Genomic DNA, 18,263 nt, shown 5'->3' with positions numbered 1-18,263 from the left:
TTGTCCATCCAGGGGTAAAAAATGGCACAGAATGGCCTGTTTCCCGTGACTTATAACCGGTATGGCCACCGGTATTGGAAGCGGTTTTCCTCCTTCCATTTCGCAAGGCATCAGCACTTGTGCCCGGTTGTCGCGCAGGAGGTTTTGCACATCGCAGCCGCCTACCCGATGGTCTTTCACGAAACCAACAATTGGGTCGAGCCGGTGGCGATCTTGTCGTTGTCACCACATACGCCAACGCCATTTGTTTCCGATAATGGCCGCTGGTTGGCCACTTACATTCCATCAGCTTTAAGGTGCCCGCCCTTTCATACCGTTCGGTCTGATCCGTGCCATGAAAATAGCCTGCAACTCATGGTCGACGAAACTCTTGGCCTGGTGACGGATAGTCCCGGCAATGAACCGTTCTTTACTGACTCCGGCGAGTTGACCGAGGAACTACAGAAGGTTCTCAGTTTTTTTCAGACACGCGAAACCTCTGCTTTCGCCACACGTAGAACTTGCCGGACCCTGCAGGATCTCGGACTTTTCACACGTCTGACCGTTCATGACGGAGTGGACCTTCCGGCCGCTACTCTCGGGGTCGATATGCAGCGGCTGAACGCGTTGTCTCAATCGGAAAAACTGACGCTGCTCGAAACGGGTGCTCTTCAACTCGTCCATGCGCATCAGGTCTCGCTGTCCCATCTTGCTTGGTTTTCGATCGTACAAAAGCGGGCAGCGCGGACCGATACCCAAAAGCAATACACTGAAAATTCAGATGTTTCGCTTTTTCTAACAGCTATGGCCCATGCGCAAAACGAAGACCGTCGCTTGATCGGGGAGGTGTGATGAAACGCGTACTGAACCGCGGATACTTATTGAAATGGGTTGCGCTGCTGTCGATCCCAATCCTGACCGCTTGCGCAGCCCCACCTGATCTCACGGGGGTTGAGCGCTCCTTGTCCCAAGGCTCGGTCGGAACCGGCGCGCAGGCTGCAATTCCACGCTTGACTCAAAGCGAATTTGGGCAGCGGGTTCGCGCCGCCGTCGAAACCAACCCGAACCTCGCGCAAAGCGTGACCCAGCTGGACGTTGCAAACGCTAACCAGAGGGCAGCCGAAGGCGCTTTTTTGCCCCGTGTCTCAGTGGGAATGAACGCAAGGTCGCAGCGCGTGAATTCGGATATTGCAGATGTCACGCCTTACCTGCGGGTGTCGCAGCTGGTGTATGATGGCGGTGCCGCCTCCGGGGATCTGGCCGCTGCAAAGGCGCGTGTATTCGAAAGCCGCGGCGGACAGTTGCAGACTGCAGCGTCGTTGGCCCTGGCAGCTATCGAAGCCTACGTTGTCGTGCTGGACCGGCGCAAGATCTTGGCAATATCGGCCGATAACGTCGAAGTGCACGAAGAAATCGTCCGCCAGATCACCAAGCGCACATCCCAAGGTGTTGGATCAAGTGCGGATGTGCTGACTGCGCGTTCGCGTATGGCTGACGCACGTACGCAACTCGCCGACGCAACAGCCAGAACGGAGCGCGCCGAAGCTCAATTTCTCGAAGTTTTTGGCCAGCCACCAGGCCAGCTGGATGCCCCTGTTGAGGCGCCAAGACTAACGCGGACCGATGCACAAATCGTCCTGGACAGTCCGCAGGTCCGTCGCGCTGATGCAGCTTTGCTGGCCGCCCGAGCTGAACAAACCGCTGCCGTGGCTCGACGGCAGCCCGGAATTGAGATCGCGGCTTTTGCAGATCGGGATCGTAGCAATGATGCAAATTTCGGTGTCGACCTGTCGTTCAATTATGAGATCGACAGCACCGGTCAGCGCCGTGCCGCAATCGCAGCCGCAGAAGCACAGGTCCGAGAAGCCGAGTTCGCCCGCGAAACGCTTATCCGCGAAATTCGTAGGGAACTGGACTTCATCCGCTCGGATCAGCAGGCCGGAGCGGTTCGGTTGCAAGCGGCGCGATTGGCGGCTCAGGCAAATGCTGAAAGTGTGGCTGCAGCGCGCACCCAGTTCACAATCGGACGGCGCAGCCTAATCGAAATATTGGATGCGCAGCGGGACTACGTGAATGCTCAGCAACGCCTCATTCTGTCTGAGCAGAGCTTTTTCCTGACCAACTACGCCGCGCTGAGCCTGACCGGAGACATTCTGGATTTCTTGGGCATTTCAATCACGAACTGGAACGTTGCGCCATGACACCACCAAACCCCCCGATTGACGCGCCGCAGCTTACATCGTTGGAGACCTGCTTGTTGCATATCGCCGCGTATTTGGATCGATCTCTCACCATTGCTGCTTTGCACGCAGCACAATCCGACGCTTCAGGGAAGCTGAATGCACATGACATTGTGGAAGTATCGCATCACGCCGGGTTGCAGGCAGGGTTTGGCGCACGACAGCTGACCGAGTTCGACGAAGTTCTGGTTCCGGCATTGCTTCTATTGGAAAATGACAGGGCCGTCGTATTTCACGGTCGCACAAAACCCGGGAAGTTACTGGTTTTTGATCCCGAAGCAGGCGAAGGCATCGGTGAGGTCGACGAAAAAGCCATCAAGAACCACTACACCGGCTATGCATTCTTGTTTCGGCGCAGCCACAAGGAAGGGCCGGCGAACGACAAATCACCTGCATCGGAGCATTGGTTTTGGTCTGCGATGTTGGCGAACCGCTGGTCTTACGCACAGGTTGTATTGGCCGCAGCTGTCGCCAATCTTCTGGGCCTTTCTACGTCAGTTTTTATCATGGTTGTCTACGACAGGGTTCTTCCAAACGAAGCGACTGAATCCCTTATCGCTCTGACGATCGGAGTCGGGCTGGCGCTTGGTTTTGACTTTATCCTAAAGCTCTTGCGCGCTGGCTTTATTGACCGCGCCGGGCAAAAAGCCGACCTTTTTATGGGGCGACGCGTTTTCGGCCAAGTACTGAACATAAAGATGAAGTCCCGCACCGGATCGACCGGCGCAATGGCCAGCACCATCCGCGAGTTCGAAACCCTGCGGGAGTTCTTTACGTCGGCAACGTTGGTCGCTTTGGTGGATTTGCCGTTTATTGCGCTGTTCATATTCGTCATTCACGTCGTAGGCGGACCTTTGGCATTGATCCCGGCGCTTGCTGTTCCAATCGTCTTACTTTCGGGTCTGGCAGTTCAGCCGTTGCTCTCGCGACTGGCCGAAAAAAGCTTTGCAGATGGGCAATCAAAACAATCTGTTCTGGTTGAAACCGTCTCCGGGCTTGAGACCATCAAGACCACGTCCGCGGCCCGGCAAATGCGCGCCCGCTGGGATGACGCAATAGAGCGCCAGTCTTCACATGGCATCCGCAGCCGCACGATCACGCAGTTTGCACTCAACCTGACCGGCTTCACACAACAGGCAGCACAGGTCCTGATCGTTTTCTATGGGGTGTTTCTTATTTCTGACGGCCAAGCCAGTATGGGTGCGCTGATCGCGTCCGTGATGCTAACCGGCCGCGCCCTGGCCCCACTGGGACAGCTTGCACAAACTCTCACGAGAGTTAATCAAGCCCGCAGCGCCTACCGAAACTTGAACACTCTTATGCACGCCGAGAGCGAGCGACCCGAAGGACGCAATTGGATCAGCCGTCCCAAGATCAACGGTCAGATTTCCTTCAAAGACGTTCAATTTGCCTACCCCGAGCAGCAGGATGACACGCTTTCCGGCATCTCATTCGACATAAAGCCCGGTGAAAAGGTGGCCATTCTGGGCTCTATCGGATCAGGCAAAAGCACCATAGCGCGCCTGCTTTTGGGTCTTTACGAGCCCACGTCTGGATCGGTGATGCTGGACGGGGTGGACATCCGGCAAATTGATCCAGGTGATTTGCGACGCAGTATCGGGTCGGTGCTACAAGACATTTGGCTTTTCTCTGGCACAGTCCGTGACAATATCGTCAGCGGCGCGGTCCGGCCGAAAGATCAGGACTTGATCCACGCAGGCCAGGTCGCTGGCGTCGAGGATTTCGTGGCGAGACATCCGAGCGGTTACGAACAGCAATTGGCTGAACGCGGCGAAGGCCTGTCAGGCGGCCAGCGCCAGGCCATCGCGCTGGCGCGGGCACTGATCGGACGCCCGCCGGTCTTGCTGTTGGATGAGCCCACCAGCGCGATGGACGTCAAGACCGAGGCGGAAGTAATCGAGCGCTTGAAACAGGCAACCACTGACACAACGATGATCATCGTCACACACCGCACAAGCCTGTTGGCGCTTGTCGACAGGGTCATCGTAATCGAACGCGGACGAGTTGGCGCAGACGGCCCCAAAAGTATGTTGAACCAACATGCGCGCGACGCGAGGAGGCACCTGAATGTCGCGGCATCCTGATCTTGCCTTGCTGGCGCGCGAGATGCGCGGGCGCTCACCGCTGCGAGGCTCTCTCCTTCTGATCGCGATCCTGGCATGCTTTGTCTCTGCGGGCGTATGGGCGTCTTTTGCCGAATTGGATGACGTCACCCGCGTGGATGGCCGAATTGTGCCGTCGGCGGATTTGCAATTGATCGAGGCGACGGAGCCCGGCGTTCTGCAAGCATTGCATGTGGCCGAAGGTCAGGTCGTCGACAAAGGCATGCTGTTGATGGAATTCGATACCACGCAGATCGACAGCCAGTTGAGTCAGGAAGAACAACGCGCTTTCGGGCTGGTAGCCCGAGTTCAGCGTCTTCGGGCTGAAATTGACGGAACCGAACTCACGTTCCCCGCCAACCTCGTCGAAGGTGCACCAGACGTGGTCAGGTCGGAAACCGCGTTGTATCGGGGCCGTCAGACGGAGTTGAACGCCGAGATCGCCATATTGGAACGTCAGCGAGAACAGCGCCATCGAGAGTACGAAGAAGGTCTTGTCGACCAAGTGACAGCCGAAGAAACGTTAAAGATCCTGGCGGAGGAACGCGCGATTATGGCCCCGTTGGTGAAACAGCAGATGGAACCTGCGACAACTTTGCTGTCCTTGCGCCGGAGCGCTGCGGAATGGGAAGGTCGCAAGGTTCGTGCCGTGGCGGTCACCAACCGTCTGGAGACGGGGCTTGCAGAAATCGATGACAGGATCAAAGCCGCACGCAGCAGATTCCGCAGCGCCGCATTGACCGACCTGGCAATTACCACGGCCGAATTGGCCGCGCTTCGACCGGCCTTGCCTGCGTTACAGGACCGCGCGGATCGGGCACAAGTTCGATCTCCGGTCAGGGGCATCGTGAACCGAATACATCGGACCACCTTGGGTGGGTTGGCCCGAAGCGGAGAAGAACTGGTTGAAATCGTTCCGTTGGACGACACGCTTTTGGTCGAAGCCTACGTACGCCCAGGCGACATTGCCTTTTTACATGCGGGGCAGCCCGTAAAGGTAAAAATCACGGCCTATGATTTTGCTCGCTACGGAGCGCTGGACGGAGAGATCACTCGCATCGGCGCAAATACAATCACGCGACCAGAACGCAATGACGAAGAGGTTTTTGTCGTCGAAATCCAAACACGGCATGCCATTCTGGACGCCAATGGTATTGCGGTTGAGATCATCCCTGGAATGATTGCCGAAGTGGACATTTTGGCAGGCAAGAAAACTGTGATGGACTACCTTCTGCAGCCGGTGATCAAGGTCAGGGACCGGGCACTGCGAGAATAGCGCGCGCCTCTCGTTCTGTGTCAGGGCGCGGGCCAACGCCCGTTCCACATCACCAGTCTACATCACCAAGGAAAATGTATCCGGCACCATAGATGGTTTTAATGAGCCTCGGGTTCTTTGGGTCTTCCCCAAGCTTTGTCCGCAACCGCGAAATCCTAACGTCCATTGCTCGGTCAAAGCTGTCGCCTGCCGCACCCCCCAAAGCTTCTTGCATCTGGGCACGGCTAATCAGACGCTTGGGGCTTTCCAAGAACAACCGCAACACTTCGCCCTCGGCGTGGCTGAATGGGGTTTCGGCCCCGGACCCGTCTTCTAGGATATAGCGGTCAAAATAGGCCGTCCAACCGTTGAAACGCGCCACATCAGACTGCGTGGCCTGCGACCTTGGTGATCGCAAACGCGCTCGCACGCGCGCGACAACTTCGGCCGGGTCAAAAGGTTTGGTGATGTAGTCATCCGCCCCAAGCTCCAACCCGGTGACGCGGTCCTGCACCTGAGCGCGCCCGGATATGATGATGACCGCCGCGCCTTGTTCCAGAGCCAACCGGTGGACCAAGGCCAATCCGTCGGTATCTGGCAAAGACAAATCTACCAAGCACACATCCGGCGTGACCCGTTTTAGCGATGCTTCAAACTCTCGCGCACGGGAAAAGCTTTGGGTTCGGAACCCTGCATCCTCAAGCGCGTCGGTCAGAATACGCCTGATCTCGGGCTCATCATCGACAATGGTCACCAATGGTTGCGTCATCAGGCGGCCTCGTCTTGGATCAGGGCAGAGAGCTGCGCCTGGGTGAATGGTTTACGCAACACCGGCGCGTGTTGCAGCGCCGCCCGATGCAACGGGTCGGAATAGGGCAAGGACGTCATCAGAATGCAGGGCAGTGCAGGATCAAGTTTCGCCAACAGGTCCAATCCGGTTTCGTTCCCCTCAAGCCGGATATCCGACAGAACAAGGGCAATGTCCGTTACGTCCTTTGTCAGCACGAACGCCTCGTCAAACGAGGTCGCTTCAATCACTGCAAAACCAAGTTCGACCAACATGTCCCGGAACTGGCTGCGCAGATCATCGCTGTCTTCGACCAACAAAACCAACCCTTCCTGAACCGGCGGGGCCGGTCGGTACGGCAGGCGCAACACAACGGATGCACCAGATGGTGTGTTTCGCAAGCTCAGATCCCCACCCGCCAGTTTGACGGTATCATAGACCATCGGAAGCCCCAGACCCGACCCCTTGTCGCCCTTGGTTGTAAAAAACGGGTTCAGCGCTTTTTTCAATCCTTCTTGCGAAAACCCCGGACCGGTGTCCGAGACAGCGATTTCGACCCAGATCTCGCTAATGGTGTGAGCACTGATTGTGATTTGCCCGGACTCTCCGCAAGCATCGCGTGCGTTCAGAACAAGGTTGAGCAACGCATCCTGCACCATCCCCGGGTCCAGCATAAGCGCTTTGTCAGGCAGTGTGTTGACCACGGACAAACCAACCCCGCGCGGCAAGGATGGCGATGCCAGAATCCGCAGATCCTCCAATAACCCGCGCATATCGGTGGCTTTGGGCTGTGGCGTTCGGTTGCCGGTCATATCTGCAATGCGATTCAGCAACTGCCCCCCACGTCGGGCGGTCTGTTGGGTTGCCGCGACCAACTCTCGGGCATCTTCGGACAAGCCCATTCTTTCCAACCGGGATTGCATTCCCAAAATAATGGTCAACAGGTTCGAGAAATCATGCGCAAGGCCATTTGTCATCTGCGCAGCCATCGCCCTGCGGCGGGTCTGCTGCAGTGCAACCCGCGCTTGGGTTTCTTCGGTGATATCCACGGACATCACATAAACACCGCCTTCGCCATCGGGGGTGAACGACACACGGATGCGTCTGGAGTCTTGGTCTTCTGTGAATTCGAACACCGAAACCTCGCCCCCATAGGCCTTTTGCAAATGAGACTCGACGCGGTTGTAGGCCACGGAACCCAAAGCCTGCGAGATATGCATGCCCAAAATCTCGGACGGGCGACCGGGCATTACCGAGTTGAGCCGACGGTTTGAATAGTCATACCGGCCATCAGCATCCAAATGGGCGATATGGGCGGGCATCATCTCGGTGGTCATTCGAGTGCGCGCTTCGATCTCGGTCAGTTGACGTTTGGCCTCTTCCAAAGCCGCATTGGTCGCCGCCAGTTTACGGTTTGCCGCTGAAAGCTCTTCGGCTCTGCCCAGCAATTGGTCCGACAATTCTTCTGAACGTGCTCGCAGCAGAGCTTCGGCCTGCTTCGTGTCAGTAATGTCCGTATAGACCGCCACCCAACCGCCCTTGGGCAATGGCGCGCCTTCGACAGAAATGACCTGACCATTGGCCCGAACGCGTTCGATGTAATGAGGTTCAAATGCCAGGGCCTGTTTGACCCTGAGATCGACGATCTGTTCAATATCCTCGACCTCCCCGTATTCACCGATCGATGCGAGATATCTAATCGTGTCGCTGAACAAGGCACCGGGCTGAACAAGATGGTCCGGCAGATCGAACATGGTCTGAAACGGCCGGTTGCTGACGACCAGCCGTAACTGACTGTCATAGATCGACAGTGCCTGCCCGATCAGATTCAGACCGGCCGTCGTCATGGACTTTGTCTGTTGCTCGGTTATTTCCAAGTTCACCCTCTCCGCGACATATGCGTAACACCTGATCTATTTCAGGTGTAGGGGGCAAGCGCGCGACACTTTGGGGTCGCAGGCTGGCCGCGCGGGGAATCAATACCGGGATTTGGACTTTGGACCCTCGGCTGTGATGGAGTCCAACGACAGTGTATGATCCATATTTCGCATCCTATGTCGCAACATTTGTCGACTCAGCCGCATCAAATCCGTCAGATATTCTGGTTCGCCTGCGACGTTCTGCAATTCTCCGTCTTTGTGGTGATCAAACAAAATCGGCGGCAAATCCGCTGCGAACTCGACCAGGGTAAACCGGTCGTCCCGCAGAATGCCTAGACAGGAGTCGCTGTTTCCCGTGCCTAATTCCTGCTGCCAGAGGGTCGGCTGCTCGGGTTCTGAAAAATCCAACTCACTGAATGAGTAAGTGCGCCAATCCTGCGGGGGCTGCCCATGCAGCAATGGCAGCAAGGATCGACCGTCCATTGCATTCGGGATGGATTGGCCAACCCAGTCCAAAATCGTCGGTGTGATATCAACAGACTCTGTCGGCACCGTCACTGCGGACCCGGCCTGCGCCTGATTGCCCGGCATGTGGATCAGCAATGGGGTCTGATATGCAGCATCAAAGACCGTCATTTTACCCCAGCTGTGCCGATCACCCAGCATTTCCCCGTGATCTGCCGTAATCACGATCAACGTGTCATTATACTGACCACTGTCCTTTAGAAACCGGATCACGCGACCGATATGGTGATCGACCTCGGTCGCAAGGCCCAGATATACAGCACGCAACGACTGGATATTCTCAAGCGTTGGTTTAACAGCGTCAAAACCCAGAACGAAATCGTCGATGGTCGAATTGTCGATTGCAGGGCCAAAGAAGGGGTGCATCGTCCGCTCGTCCAACGGGTCGGCCAAACCGGCTGGCTGGGGCAGTCTCGTCGGGTCGTACATAGCGTTGTAAGGTGCCGGTGCGACCAGCGGCGGATGGGGCCGGATATAGGTCAAATGCGCAAACCAGCTTTCGCCGACACGCGGGGCCATATTGTTCAAAAACACATCCGTCAGAAAGGCTGTATCGCTGTCCTCGGCCCGGTAGAGGGCCGGATCGTTCAACTGCGGAGCGTTACCGTCAGGCGAAACCGGTTTGTGAACGTCCCAATAGTCATCAAACGCGTACCCTTTTTCCATCAGGTGAGCCCGCCAAGGATAGGATTCCTCCAACCGCATTTCGAGGACTTCCTCAAAGCCCGCCATTGGCCGTTCATAAGACTTCAGGATCGGATCATTGTGGTCATACACGCGGGGATCAGCCGTGGTGTCCGTGTAACCGAACAGCATTGGAAGATATCCGGCCTTGCGCATTTCGGTCGCGAGGTTCGGGGTATCGTGCCGGAGCGGCGTTCCATTGCGCACCGAGCGATGGTTCATCGCATATTGCCCGGTCAGGATCGACGCCCGCGATGGGCCACAGGGGTTGGTCACTGAATAATGGCGTTCGAAAGTCACAGAATCCTGCATGAAATCGCGCAGATTTGGCAAATCGACATGGGCGGCCAATGCGCCGTTCAAACAATCTGCGCGCAATTGATCTATAATGATGAACAGGACATTCTTGGTGTCCGGCATGTCGTTCTCCCTGATTCCACCATTTTGGTGCCGGGCGAACTCTGTAGCGGATCAAAAGACCCGGCAACTGTTTAGTCGCGTGCCAAGACGTTTTCGGTCATACAATTGAACCGGGACTGTTAGACGACCCAAGGTGCATCCGGGTAATTGTCACCCCAACGCTATTGCCCGCGACAATTACGGGGTTCATCGCAAAAATTCGTTGCAGGTCAAAGCCCTTTGACATCACATACGCCCATGACGCAGCCAATGATACAGTCGGACCAGAACGCCAATGGCGTTTACCTGCGGGTCTCGGGTGATCTGCTGACGCAGTCGTTGGACACGGTTGAAAGCACATTTGCCGGGTTTCGTGCAGATGGCGCAACGCTGACCGTCGATATGTCGCAAATTGGCGCTTTGGACACGGGCGGTGCTTGGCTTATCGCTGATCTGGCGCGCCGCGCCCGAGCCAATGGTGCGACCGTACAGTACGAGGGGTTGAAACCCGCGCATTCCGCACTGCTGGAAACCGTGGCGGAAAAAATCCCGGAGGACCCTGGTGCAGAAGCCGAAAAACGCAGTTTCTCTGATTGGGTCGCAAGTGTCGGCGAGCGTACGGTGCAGGCTGGTAAGGATGGCCTGTCACTGTTGAATTTTTTTGGTCTGACTTTGCACCGTTTGGCCCGTACCATCGTGATGCCGCGCCGACTGCGCAAGGCGGCTTTGGTTTCGCAGATGGAAGAAACCGGGTTCAAGGCTATCCCCATCGTTGCTTTGATGGGTTTCCTGATTGGTGTCGTGCTGGCGTTTCAAGGGGCAACCCAGCTGAAACAATTCGGGGCCGAGATATTTGTGGTCGAGTTGATCTCGATCTCGGTTCTGCGCGAGCTGGGCATTTTGCTGACCGCGATCATTGTTGCCGGTCGATCGGGTTCGGCATTTACGGCGGCCATCGGTTCGATGAAGGTTCAGGAAGAGATCGACGCGATGCGGACGCTTGGATTGGATCCGGTCGAAGTACTTGTGATCCCGCGGGTCGTGGCCCTTTTGATCATGCTGCCAATCCTTGGGTTTATTGCGGATATCGCCGCCCTGTTCGGCGGCGGGTTAATGAGCTGGATCGACCTCGGCGTCAGCCCCGGAATGTTCATCACTCGGCTGAAAGAGAATACGGGCATCTGGCACTTTGCCATTGGCATGATCAAAGCCCCTTTCTTTGCCCTGGTCATTGGTGTGATCGCCTGCTGGCAAGCGATGCAGGTCAAGGGGTCGGCGCAAAGTGTCGGACAAAGAACGACCGCGTCCGTGGTACAGTCCATCTTCCTGGTCATCGCGCTGGACGCGCTGTTTTCGATCTTCTTCTCGGTGTTGGGGGTCTGACATGGACGGCACGACACTTGAACAGACTTCAAAGTCGGACGCGCAGCGCGAGGCCGTCATCCGAGTGCGAGGCCTGACAAACCAGTTTGGACCCCAAGTGGTGCACAAGGACCTGAACCTCGATGTATGGCGGGGCGAGGTTCTGGGTATCGTCGGTGGATCGGGAACAGGTAAGTCCGTATTGCTCCGAACGATTGTCGGCCTGAACAAACCAGCCGCCGGCAGTATCGAGGTTCTGGGCGTTGATGTTTTGAATGGCCCCGAGCAGGAACGTCGCCGGATCGAACGCCGTTGGGGCGTCGCCTTTCAGGACGGGGCGCTGTTTTCCTCGCTGACCGTTTTACAGAACGTGATGGCTCCGCTACGGGAACACACCGGACTAAGCGAAAGTCTGATGTGCGCGCTTGGCAACCTGAAGATCAGCCTTGTAGGCCTGCCACAGCTCAGCTGCGGCAAACTGCCGTCTGAATTGTCTGGGGGGATGCGCAAGCGCGCCGCGCTGGCTCGTGCCTTGGCGCTGGATCCCGAAATCGTGTTCCTGGACGAACCCACGGCTGGCCTCGACCCAATCGGGGCGGCCGCCTATGACGAATTGATCGGTGAGTTGCAGCATGCTTTGGGCTTGACCGTGTTTATGGTCACACATGACCTCGATAGCCTTTACGCCATTTGCGATAGGGTCGCAGTTCTTGCAGAAAAACGCGTGCTGGTTGAAGGCCCGATTGAAGAAATGACCAAAGTCGACCATCCTTGGGTTCAGGAATATTTCACCGGCCCCCGGGCCCGCGCGGCGCAAGAGAAGGGGTAGGACAGGTAAAGGCTATGGAGACCCGGGCAAATTATATCCTGATCGGTGCATTCACCATTGCGGGCATCCTTGGTGCCTTGGGCTTTTTCCTTTGGCTGGCCAAATTCGAGGTGTCGCGCCAATACGCCTACTACGATGTTCTGTTCGACAACGTCTCAGGCCTGTCCGCAGCCGGCGGCGTGAGCTTTAACGGCCTGCCCGTCGGACAGGTGATTTCGCTGAACCTTGACGATAACGATCCGTCAAAAGTTCGGGTCAGGTTAGAGGTCGACGCCGATATACCGGTCACCGAAGAAACCGTTGCGCAGCTCCAGTCTCTGGGTGTCACCGGCGTCAGCTATGTCGAATTGACAGGTGGCAAAAGTGGCGACCAACGCTTGCCGGAAAACAGCGTTATCAAGAGCAAACGCAGCGCTATTCAATCCCTGTTCGAAGGGGCCCCAAAGGTGCTGGACGAGGCGGTCACCCTGCTTGAAAGCCTGAACCAGGTCGTGGACGACAAAAATCGCCAGTCCGTCAGCGAAATTCTGGACAACCTTGCCTCGGCTTCCGGCAGGCTGGACAAGACGCTATCGGATTTTGAAAGCCTTTCGACCGATCTGGGCGGTGCAGCCCGGCAATTGGGCAACTTCACCACACGGCTTGAAACACTGGCCGATACGGCGGAGACGACCCTTGAAACGGGGACCGAGACGCTCAAGAGCGTGCAGACCGCATCCGAATCCGCGACTGCGGCTTTGGACAGCGCCAAGACCACCATTGAGACGGCGGACGAGGTTATTCGTGACGATGTGAAACCCTTTATCGAACGAGCTTCGACCCTGGCGGAACGTCTGACTGGTCTATCCGATGAAGGCAGTGTTGCACTGGCAACGGCCACAGAAACGTTCTTGAATGCAAATAAAACACTCGGATCGGTTTCGGCCGCGATGGAGACAGCAAACAGCACCCTGACATCCGCAGAGCGTGCGTTCGACTCGGCCAATGAGGTGATCAACAATGATGTCGGCGCTGTCATGGACGACATCCGCAACGCTGCCAACCAGATCGCGACTACGGTGTCCAACGTGACCGAAAAACTGGACGCCATCTCGACTGATATCCTCAGCGCATCCCGGTCTGCCTCCGACCTGATTGGGACCATCGATGGCATCGTTCAGGACAACCGGCGGCAACTGTCCGACTTCCTGCGTGTTGGTCTTCCACAATTCACCCGGTTCGTAGAAGAGTCGCAACGGCTGGTCATCAGCCTGGATCGGCTGGTCGACAAGTTGGAACGCGACCCGGCACGCTTTTTGCTGGGAACCCAAGCATCGGAGTTTCGCCAATGATCAGGCTGTTTCCTTTGGTTCTGGCGCTGGTTTCGCTGGGCGCATGTTCGGGTCTCGGCACTCTGCGCCAAGCATCTAAGCCGAATGATTTGTATCTTTTGACGCCCAAAAGCACATTTTCGCCGTCCTTGCCGCGCGTTCAGAAGCAGATCGTTGTACAGGAGCCGACCGCTACTGCCGCAGTCAACACCGATCAAATCGCTATTCAGCCAACGCCGCTGCAAGTGCAGTATCTGCCACGCGCTCGTTGGGTAGACCGGGCCCCCTTGATCGTTCAGGCGCTACTTGTCGAAAGCTACGAAAACAGCGGCAAGGTTGCGGCCGTCGGACGCTCGACCGTTGGGCTGCGAGCCGACTATGTCATCGTGCCCGATCTGCGGGAATTTCAGGGCCTAGTTGTCGCGGGGGCTGACGGATCCTCGGCCATTCGCGTCGAAGTTCGCATGAACATCAAGATTATCGATGAGTTCGAAGACAAGATCATCGCCTCGGACTCGTTCCGCGAATATGTTATCGCAGCCAGTGATGAGACCCCCGACCTAGTGAAGGCCTTTGACGAGGCTTTGGGAAAAACCATGCGAGATGCGGTTGAATGGAGTGTGCGCAGGATCAATTCCCATGCGGCCAGCACTCAGAGATCATTTTGACGCCGTGTCGGGGCGCTGTCCGAGGCAGCACCCCGCTGACCGACATCACTGTGAAAGCGTTTCTGCCAACCGCATCAAAGTGACTGCTTCAGCGCGATAGCCGAACGGGTCCGCGCCCCTAGATGCATTTGCCAGCGCAATCGCATCCTCGTAGGTCCAGTCATTCAGATACACGCCACCGCGCAGCAATTGCCCGAAGCCCGCTATTGCGTATGAAAACCGCACATCTTCAGACGTCTCGCCCTGTGATGTGTAGATGGGTCGTTCGATCAACTGGCTCTGGTCTTCCCCGGGTCTTTTGTAGCGCAGTTTGAAATACCCGATCTCATCCAATCCTTCCCCGTCGCGTTGCGTTCCATAGCGCAAGGGATCGTTGCGGATCGCGTCAGAGCCCACCGGAGTGACCTCGTAAATCGCGGTCACAGTATGACCCGCGCCAATATCTCCGGCATCCACCTTGTCATTGGTAAAGTCCTCGCGACGCAAAGCGCGGGTCTCATAGCCGATCAAGCGGTACTCGGCAATTTGCGCCGGGTTGAATTCAACCTGAATCTTGACGTCATTAGCAATTGGAAACAAAGCGCCGGTCAATTGATCGACCAGCACTTTGCGGGCCTCGCTCAACGTGTCGATGTAGGCTGCTTGCCCGTTTCCGTTCTGGGCCAAAGCCTGCATTGTGGCGTCGTCGAGGTTGCCCCGGCCAAAGCCCAGAACGCTGAGGAATGTGCCGCTGTCCCGTTTGCGTGCGATGAAATCCTTCAGCGCATCCGGGTCAGACAGCCCAACGTTGAAATCACCGTCCGTGGCCAGAATAACGCGCGTGACCTCTTCGTCTGCAGCCATGCTTTCAGCCACCTGATAGGCCTGCTGCAACCCCGCTTGCCCGGCGGTCGACCCCCCCGCCGAAAGCTGGTCGAGCGCACCAAGTATCTTGTTCCGTTCTGATGCCGCCGTCGGCTCCAACACCTGCCCTGCACTGCCAGCGTAGGTTACAATCGAAACCTGATCTTCCGGTCTGAGTTCGGACAGCAAAAGGCGGAAGGATTGTTTGAGCAGGGGTAGTTTGTTTTTGTCTTGCATGGACCCGGATGTGTCAATCAGGAAAACCAGGTTCAGCGGCGGCCGATCCTCGATCTGCGGCAAGGCCCCCTGAATGCCGATGTGAACAAGCTGCGTGCCTTCATTCCACGGCGTCGGCGTTACTGAGATCGTGGGCCGGAAGGCCGCGTCCCCATCGGGTGAAGGATAGGAATACGGGAAATAGTTCACCATCTCCTCGACCCGAATAGCCTCTTTCGGTGGCAGTTGTCCGTGCATCAGAGATGACCGAACAATTGCGTAAGACGCCGTATCGACGTCGATCGAGAATGTGGACACCGGCTCTTTGCTGGTGACTTTCAGAGGATTGGTTTCAGCGTTGGCAAAAGCCTCAGTGTCGGCTTCGGGGACAATGCTCAACTCTGGGTCCACTCGCGCCCAACTGGCGCCGTCAGGGATCACGCGCGAACGCAAGCCGCTCTCGGCCATGCGCCTCGCCATATCAGATTGGGGCGCCGTGCCCTTGAATTGAGCAGGTGCGGCGCTTTCTTCGACAATCACCGGGGCTTCGACAAGGGGCTCTGCAAAATCGACCTCGGGTGCAGCAACCGGGCTTTCGCTGCGCGATTGCGGATTCATGGCGATGTCCCTCGCCTGCGGCACGATCATGATCAGCGCAACAGCGGCAATCGCGGTGGTCGCGGTCAGGGCACCGCGATGTGACATTGAATTCAACATGGATTTGGCTCCTTCTGTCATGCGGGCCAAAAGGCCACGCTTAACAGTCGGACGCATTCCGGCAGGGGATCCTTGGGCCTGTGCGAAGTTTTTCTGCGCCTGTTCCAGATTCGCAGCCCGCCGCGCGGCATCCGGTGCCGGAGTCGCAGCATCCATCAGAGTTTTGAAGTCTTCGAGATCATCGGTCATTGCGCCAATTCCTCTTGTCGCAGGGCCCGCAGGCGTTTGCGAATATCGGACATCCGCCAGGACACAGTGCCTTCGGACACCCCCAAGACCGCGGCAGCTTCGGCATGAGTCATCTCGTCCTCTAGTGTCAGTGCCAGAGTATCTTGCAGTTCTGGCGGCAGGCTGCGCATGGCGCGCTGCAACCAAGCCAAAGCTTCGGCCGTATCTGACGCTTCGGCACGCCGCATCTGTTCGGCATCGCCCCATCCTGCAGCGGCGCGGCTGTAGCTGGCATTGCGTCGCCGCGCGTCCTCGGCCGCGTTGACCACAACCCGATACAGCCAGGTCGTGAATTTGGCCTGTGCTCGGAATCCAGTGATTTTGACTGGCAAAGTCGCACAGATGTCCTGAGTCAGATCCTCGGCTTGATCTGCCCGTCCAGTCAGTCGAAAGGCCAGACGAAAAACCCGATCATAATGGCGCTGCAAAAGGGTGGAAAACGCGTCGGCGTCCCCTTCTGCAGCGGCTTTGGCCAGGTCTTCATCCGATGTTGTCATGCGCATCACGATGGGTATGACGGATCGGAAACGTCAATCCTTGGCGATAGCCTCAAAAAAAATTAGAAGTGATTGGCCGAGGCCAGTTTCCAGTCAGCAGCAAAGTCGGCCGGAACGTTGTCCGTCAGCAATACCCCGTCATCGATGAAGGCATAAAGTTCCGAGTATGACCGTTCCCGTTCATCCGCAGTGCGGCGGCGAATATCGCCCGGATGCAGGTCCGAGACCTTCTCTTTACCCATCGCACCCAACAGCTCGCGAAAGCTCTCCAGAGTCGCATCGTGGAATCGGTGCACACGCTGGCGCTTTTGCGGAACGTTAACCGCCCTGCCCCGTATCGGGTCCTGGGTGGCCACGCCGGATGGGCAACGGTTCGTATTGCAATGCAACGCCTGAATACAGCCCACAGCGAACATCATGGCGCGGGCCGCGTTGCACATGTCAGCGCCCAATGCGAATTTTTCGACCATGTCGTAGCCGGTCGCTACCTTGCCCGAACAGATAATACGGATCTTGTCCCGCAGCCCGACACCGCGCAGGCAGTTGTTCACGAAGATCAGCGCCTCGTTCAGCGGCATGCCCAGTCGGTTGGTAAATTCGACAGGTGCAGCACCCGTGCCGCCTTCGGAACCATCAATTGTGATGAAATCCGGCAGAATGCCCGTTTCCAGCATCGCCTTGCAGATGGCCATAAACTCGGACGGGCGGCCTATGCAAAGCTTGAAACCGATCGGCTTGCCACCTGACATTTCCCGCAGGTGCTGCACAAAGTGCATTAGCCCCGTCGGACCTTCGAATGCCGAATGTATCGGCGGAGAAATAACGTCCTGATGTTCGGGCACGCCCCGGATCTCGGCGATTTCCTTGTCTACTTTCGCTGCCGGCAAAACCCCGCCATGCGAGGGCTTGGCCCCCTGAGACAATTTGATCTCAATCGCTTTGACGACATCTTTCTTGGCTTTCTCGGCAAACTTGTCCTTGTCAAAACCACCTTCGGGCGTGCGGCAGCCGAAATAGCCAGTACCGATTTGCCAGAAGATGTCTCCGCCTTCGGCCAGATGATGCGGGGACAGCCCGCCTTCTCCGGTGTTGTGCGCAAAGCCGCCATCTTTGGCCCCACCATTCAACGCCCGGATCGCGTTGGCACTGAGTGCCCCGAAGCTCATCGCTGACACGTTCAACCGCGACGCGCTGTAGGGTTGGCTGCATTGCGGGCCACCCAGCATCACACGTTCTTCGCTTTCGTCCACATCTTTGGGCGCCAGCGAGTGGTTCGCCCGGTGGTAACCGACCGTCATGATGTCATACTGGGTGCCGAAGGCCTGGGTATCCACCTGCCCTTTGGCGCGCGAATAGACAAGAGAACGAACGATCCGGTTGAACGGACGGCCGCTTTCGTTCGTTTCCACAAAATACTGGCGGATTTCCGGACTGACGAATTCCAGCATGTACCGGAAATGTCCCAGAACCGGATAGTTGTTCAGCACGTTGTGCTTGGTTGTCAGCATATCATACAGGCCGACCAAGGCGTACGGGATGAGCAGTCCCAACAACCAATGGGCGGGTGGCCAGAAAAACCCCCACAGCAAGGTCAGCGGCAGACACACATAGGTCAGGACATAGTAGAGTCTGCGTACAATCATTCGTACTCTCCCGGAATGGCTTGGTTTCTGGCCGGCTGTAGCGGGCGCGTCATGTCCCAAAACTGGGGCAAATCGGCG

The 18,263-nt window shown here is 57.0% G+C and carries 14 protein-coding genes; 8 read left to right on the top strand and 6 right to left on the bottom strand.

Features of this window, described 5'->3' with window-relative positions:
• Positions 1-21 precede the first annotated feature (21 nt).
• The 4 genes from J7416_RS16945 to J7416_RS16930 are packed head-to-tail and all read left to right on the top strand — an operon-like array spanning position 22 to position 5,618.
• Positions 22-831 (top strand): SapC family protein, encoded by an 810-nt coding sequence (locus J7416_RS16945; protein WP_209226459.1) that lies wholly within the window; start codon positions 22-24, stop codon positions 829-831.
• Positions 831-2,180 (top strand): TolC family protein, encoded by a 1,350-nt coding sequence (locus tag J7416_RS16940; RefSeq protein WP_209226458.1) that lies wholly within the window; start codon positions 831-833, stop codon positions 2,178-2,180. Before J7416_RS16945 ends, J7416_RS16940 begins: the two co-directional genes overlap by 1 nt.
• Positions 2,177-4,324, top strand: a complete 2,148-nt coding sequence (locus J7416_RS16935) for a type I secretion system permease/ATPase (RefSeq protein ID WP_209226456.1) — start codon at positions 2,177-2,179, stop codon at positions 4,322-4,324. Before J7416_RS16940 ends, J7416_RS16935 begins: the two co-directional genes overlap by 4 nt.
• The gene (locus J7416_RS16930) at positions 4,308-5,618 is read left to right on the top strand and encodes an HlyD family type I secretion periplasmic adaptor subunit (protein ID WP_209226455.1); all 1,311 of its coding nucleotides are present in this window, start codon (positions 4,308-4,310) and stop codon (positions 5,616-5,618) included. Before J7416_RS16935 ends, J7416_RS16930 begins: the two co-directional genes overlap by 17 nt.
• A gap of 49 nt (positions 5,619-5,667) precedes the next feature.
• On the opposite strand, the gene J7416_RS16925 is transcribed toward J7416_RS16930, so the two are convergent.
• From J7416_RS16925 to J7416_RS16915, 3 genes are all read right to left on the bottom strand, one after another.
• Complete coding sequence (locus tag J7416_RS16925; protein WP_209226454.1) at positions 5,668-6,366, bottom strand: response regulator transcription factor; 699 nt, start codon at positions 6,364-6,366, stop codon at positions 5,668-5,670.
• Positions 6,366-8,231 carry a PAS-domain containing protein gene (locus tag J7416_RS16920; RefSeq protein WP_247744346.1) on the bottom strand — a complete coding sequence of 622 codons (1,866 nt, stop codon included), beginning with the start codon at positions 8,229-8,231 and terminating at the stop codon, positions 6,366-6,368. The genes J7416_RS16925 and J7416_RS16920 overlap by 1 nt, the downstream gene beginning before the upstream one ends.
• Positions 8,232-8,360: 129 nt before the next feature.
• Positions 8,361-9,893 carry a sulfatase-like hydrolase/transferase gene (locus J7416_RS16915; RefSeq protein WP_209226451.1) on the bottom strand — a complete coding sequence of 511 codons (1,533 nt, stop codon included), beginning with the start codon at positions 9,891-9,893 and terminating at the stop codon, positions 8,361-8,363.
• Between the two features lie 249 nt (positions 9,894-10,142).
• On the opposite strand from J7416_RS16915, the gene J7416_RS16910 reads away from it, so the two are divergent.
• Genes J7416_RS16910 through J7416_RS16895 form a run of 4 tightly spaced genes read left to right on the top strand, consistent with a single transcriptional unit; the run spans position 10,143 to position 14,041 of the window.
• Positions 10,143-11,255 carry an MlaE family lipid ABC transporter permease subunit gene (locus tag J7416_RS16910; protein ID WP_247744345.1) on the top strand — a complete coding sequence of 371 codons (1,113 nt, stop codon included), beginning with the start codon at positions 10,143-10,145 and terminating at the stop codon, positions 11,253-11,255.
• A 1-nt stretch (position 11,256) separates the two neighbouring features.
• Positions 11,257-12,063 (top strand): ATP-binding cassette domain-containing protein, encoded by an 807-nt coding sequence (locus J7416_RS16905; RefSeq protein ID WP_209226449.1) that lies wholly within the window; start codon positions 11,257-11,259, stop codon positions 12,061-12,063.
• Positions 12,064-12,077: 14 nt separating this feature from the next.
• Positions 12,078-13,394 (top strand): MlaD family protein, encoded by a 1,317-nt coding sequence (locus J7416_RS16900; RefSeq protein WP_209226448.1) that lies wholly within the window; start codon positions 12,078-12,080, stop codon positions 13,392-13,394.
• A complete protein-coding gene (locus J7416_RS16895) occupies positions 13,391-14,041 on the top strand; it encodes an ABC-type transport auxiliary lipoprotein family protein (protein ID WP_209226447.1) in 651 nt (216 codons plus the stop codon). Before J7416_RS16900 ends, J7416_RS16895 begins: the two co-directional genes overlap by 4 nt.
• A gap of 45 nt (positions 14,042-14,086) precedes the next feature.
• On the opposite strand, the gene J7416_RS16890 is transcribed toward J7416_RS16895, so the two are convergent.
• From J7416_RS16890 to J7416_RS16880, 3 genes are all read right to left on the bottom strand, one after another.
• On the bottom strand, positions 14,087-16,006 hold the full coding sequence (locus J7416_RS16890) for a VWA domain-containing protein (RefSeq protein ID WP_209226445.1): 1,920 nt from the start codon (positions 16,004-16,006) through the stop codon (positions 14,087-14,089).
• Positions 16,003-16,542: an RNA polymerase sigma factor gene (locus J7416_RS16885; protein WP_209226444.1), complete on the bottom strand. Its 540-nt coding sequence runs from the start codon at positions 16,540-16,542 to the stop codon at positions 16,003-16,005. Before J7416_RS16885 ends, J7416_RS16890 begins: the two co-directional genes overlap by 4 nt.
• 62 nt (positions 16,543-16,604) lie before the next feature.
• Complete coding sequence (locus tag J7416_RS16880) at positions 16,605-18,185, bottom strand: FMN-binding glutamate synthase family protein (protein WP_209226443.1); 1,581 nt, start codon at positions 18,183-18,185, stop codon at positions 16,605-16,607.
• Positions 18,186-18,263 lie beyond the last annotated feature (78 nt).

It is taken from the genome of Ruegeria sp. R14_0 (genome assembly GCF_017743975.1).
Classification (GTDB): domain Bacteria; phylum Pseudomonadota; class Alphaproteobacteria; order Rhodobacterales; family Rhodobacteraceae; genus Ruegeria.
Note: the sequence above shows the minus strand (reverse complement) of the source record. Positions and strands in the feature narration are given on the sequence as shown.

Bases quoted from the DNA above. Each gene is read 5' to 3' on its own strand.
- J7416_RS16945 (WP_209226459.1), top strand. From the start codon at position 22: ATGGCACAGAATGGCCTGTTTCCCGTGACTTATAACCGGTATGGCCAC.
- J7416_RS16940 (WP_209226458.1), top strand. From the start codon at position 831: ATGAAACGCGTACTGAACCGCGGATACTTATTGAAATGGGTTGCGCTG.
- J7416_RS16935 (WP_209226456.1), top strand. From the start codon at position 2,177: ATGACACCACCAAACCCCCCGATTGACGCGCCGCAGCTTACATCGTTG.
- J7416_RS16930 (WP_209226455.1), top strand. From the start codon at position 4,308: ATGTCGCGGCATCCTGATCTTGCCTTGCTGGCGCGCGAGATGCGCGGG.
- J7416_RS16925 (WP_209226454.1), bottom strand. From the start codon at position 6,366: ATGACGCAACCATTGGTGACCATTGTCGATGATGAGCCCGAGATCAGG.
- J7416_RS16920 (WP_247744346.1), bottom strand. From the start codon at position 8,231: ATGACGACGGCCGGTCTGAATCTGATCGGGCAGGCACTGTCGATCTAT.
- J7416_RS16915 (WP_209226451.1), bottom strand. From the start codon at position 9,893: ATGCCGGACACCAAGAATGTCCTGTTCATCATTATAGATCAATTGCGC.
- J7416_RS16910 (WP_247744345.1), top strand. From the start codon at position 10,143: ATGATACAGTCGGACCAGAACGCCAATGGCGTTTACCTGCGGGTCTCG.
- J7416_RS16905 (WP_209226449.1), top strand. From the start codon at position 11,257: ATGGACGGCACGACACTTGAACAGACTTCAAAGTCGGACGCGCAGCGC.
- J7416_RS16900 (WP_209226448.1), top strand. From the start codon at position 12,078: ATGGAGACCCGGGCAAATTATATCCTGATCGGTGCATTCACCATTGCG.
- J7416_RS16895 (WP_209226447.1), top strand. From the start codon at position 13,391: ATGATCAGGCTGTTTCCTTTGGTTCTGGCGCTGGTTTCGCTGGGCGCA.
- J7416_RS16890 (WP_209226445.1), bottom strand. From the start codon at position 16,006: ATGACCGATGATCTCGAAGACTTCAAAACTCTGATGGATGCTGCGACT.
- J7416_RS16885 (WP_209226444.1), bottom strand. From the start codon at position 16,542: ATGACAACATCGGATGAAGACCTGGCCAAAGCCGCTGCAGAAGGGGAC.
- J7416_RS16880 (WP_209226443.1), bottom strand. From the start codon at position 18,185: ATGATTGTACGCAGACTCTACTATGTCCTGACCTATGTGTGTCTGCCG.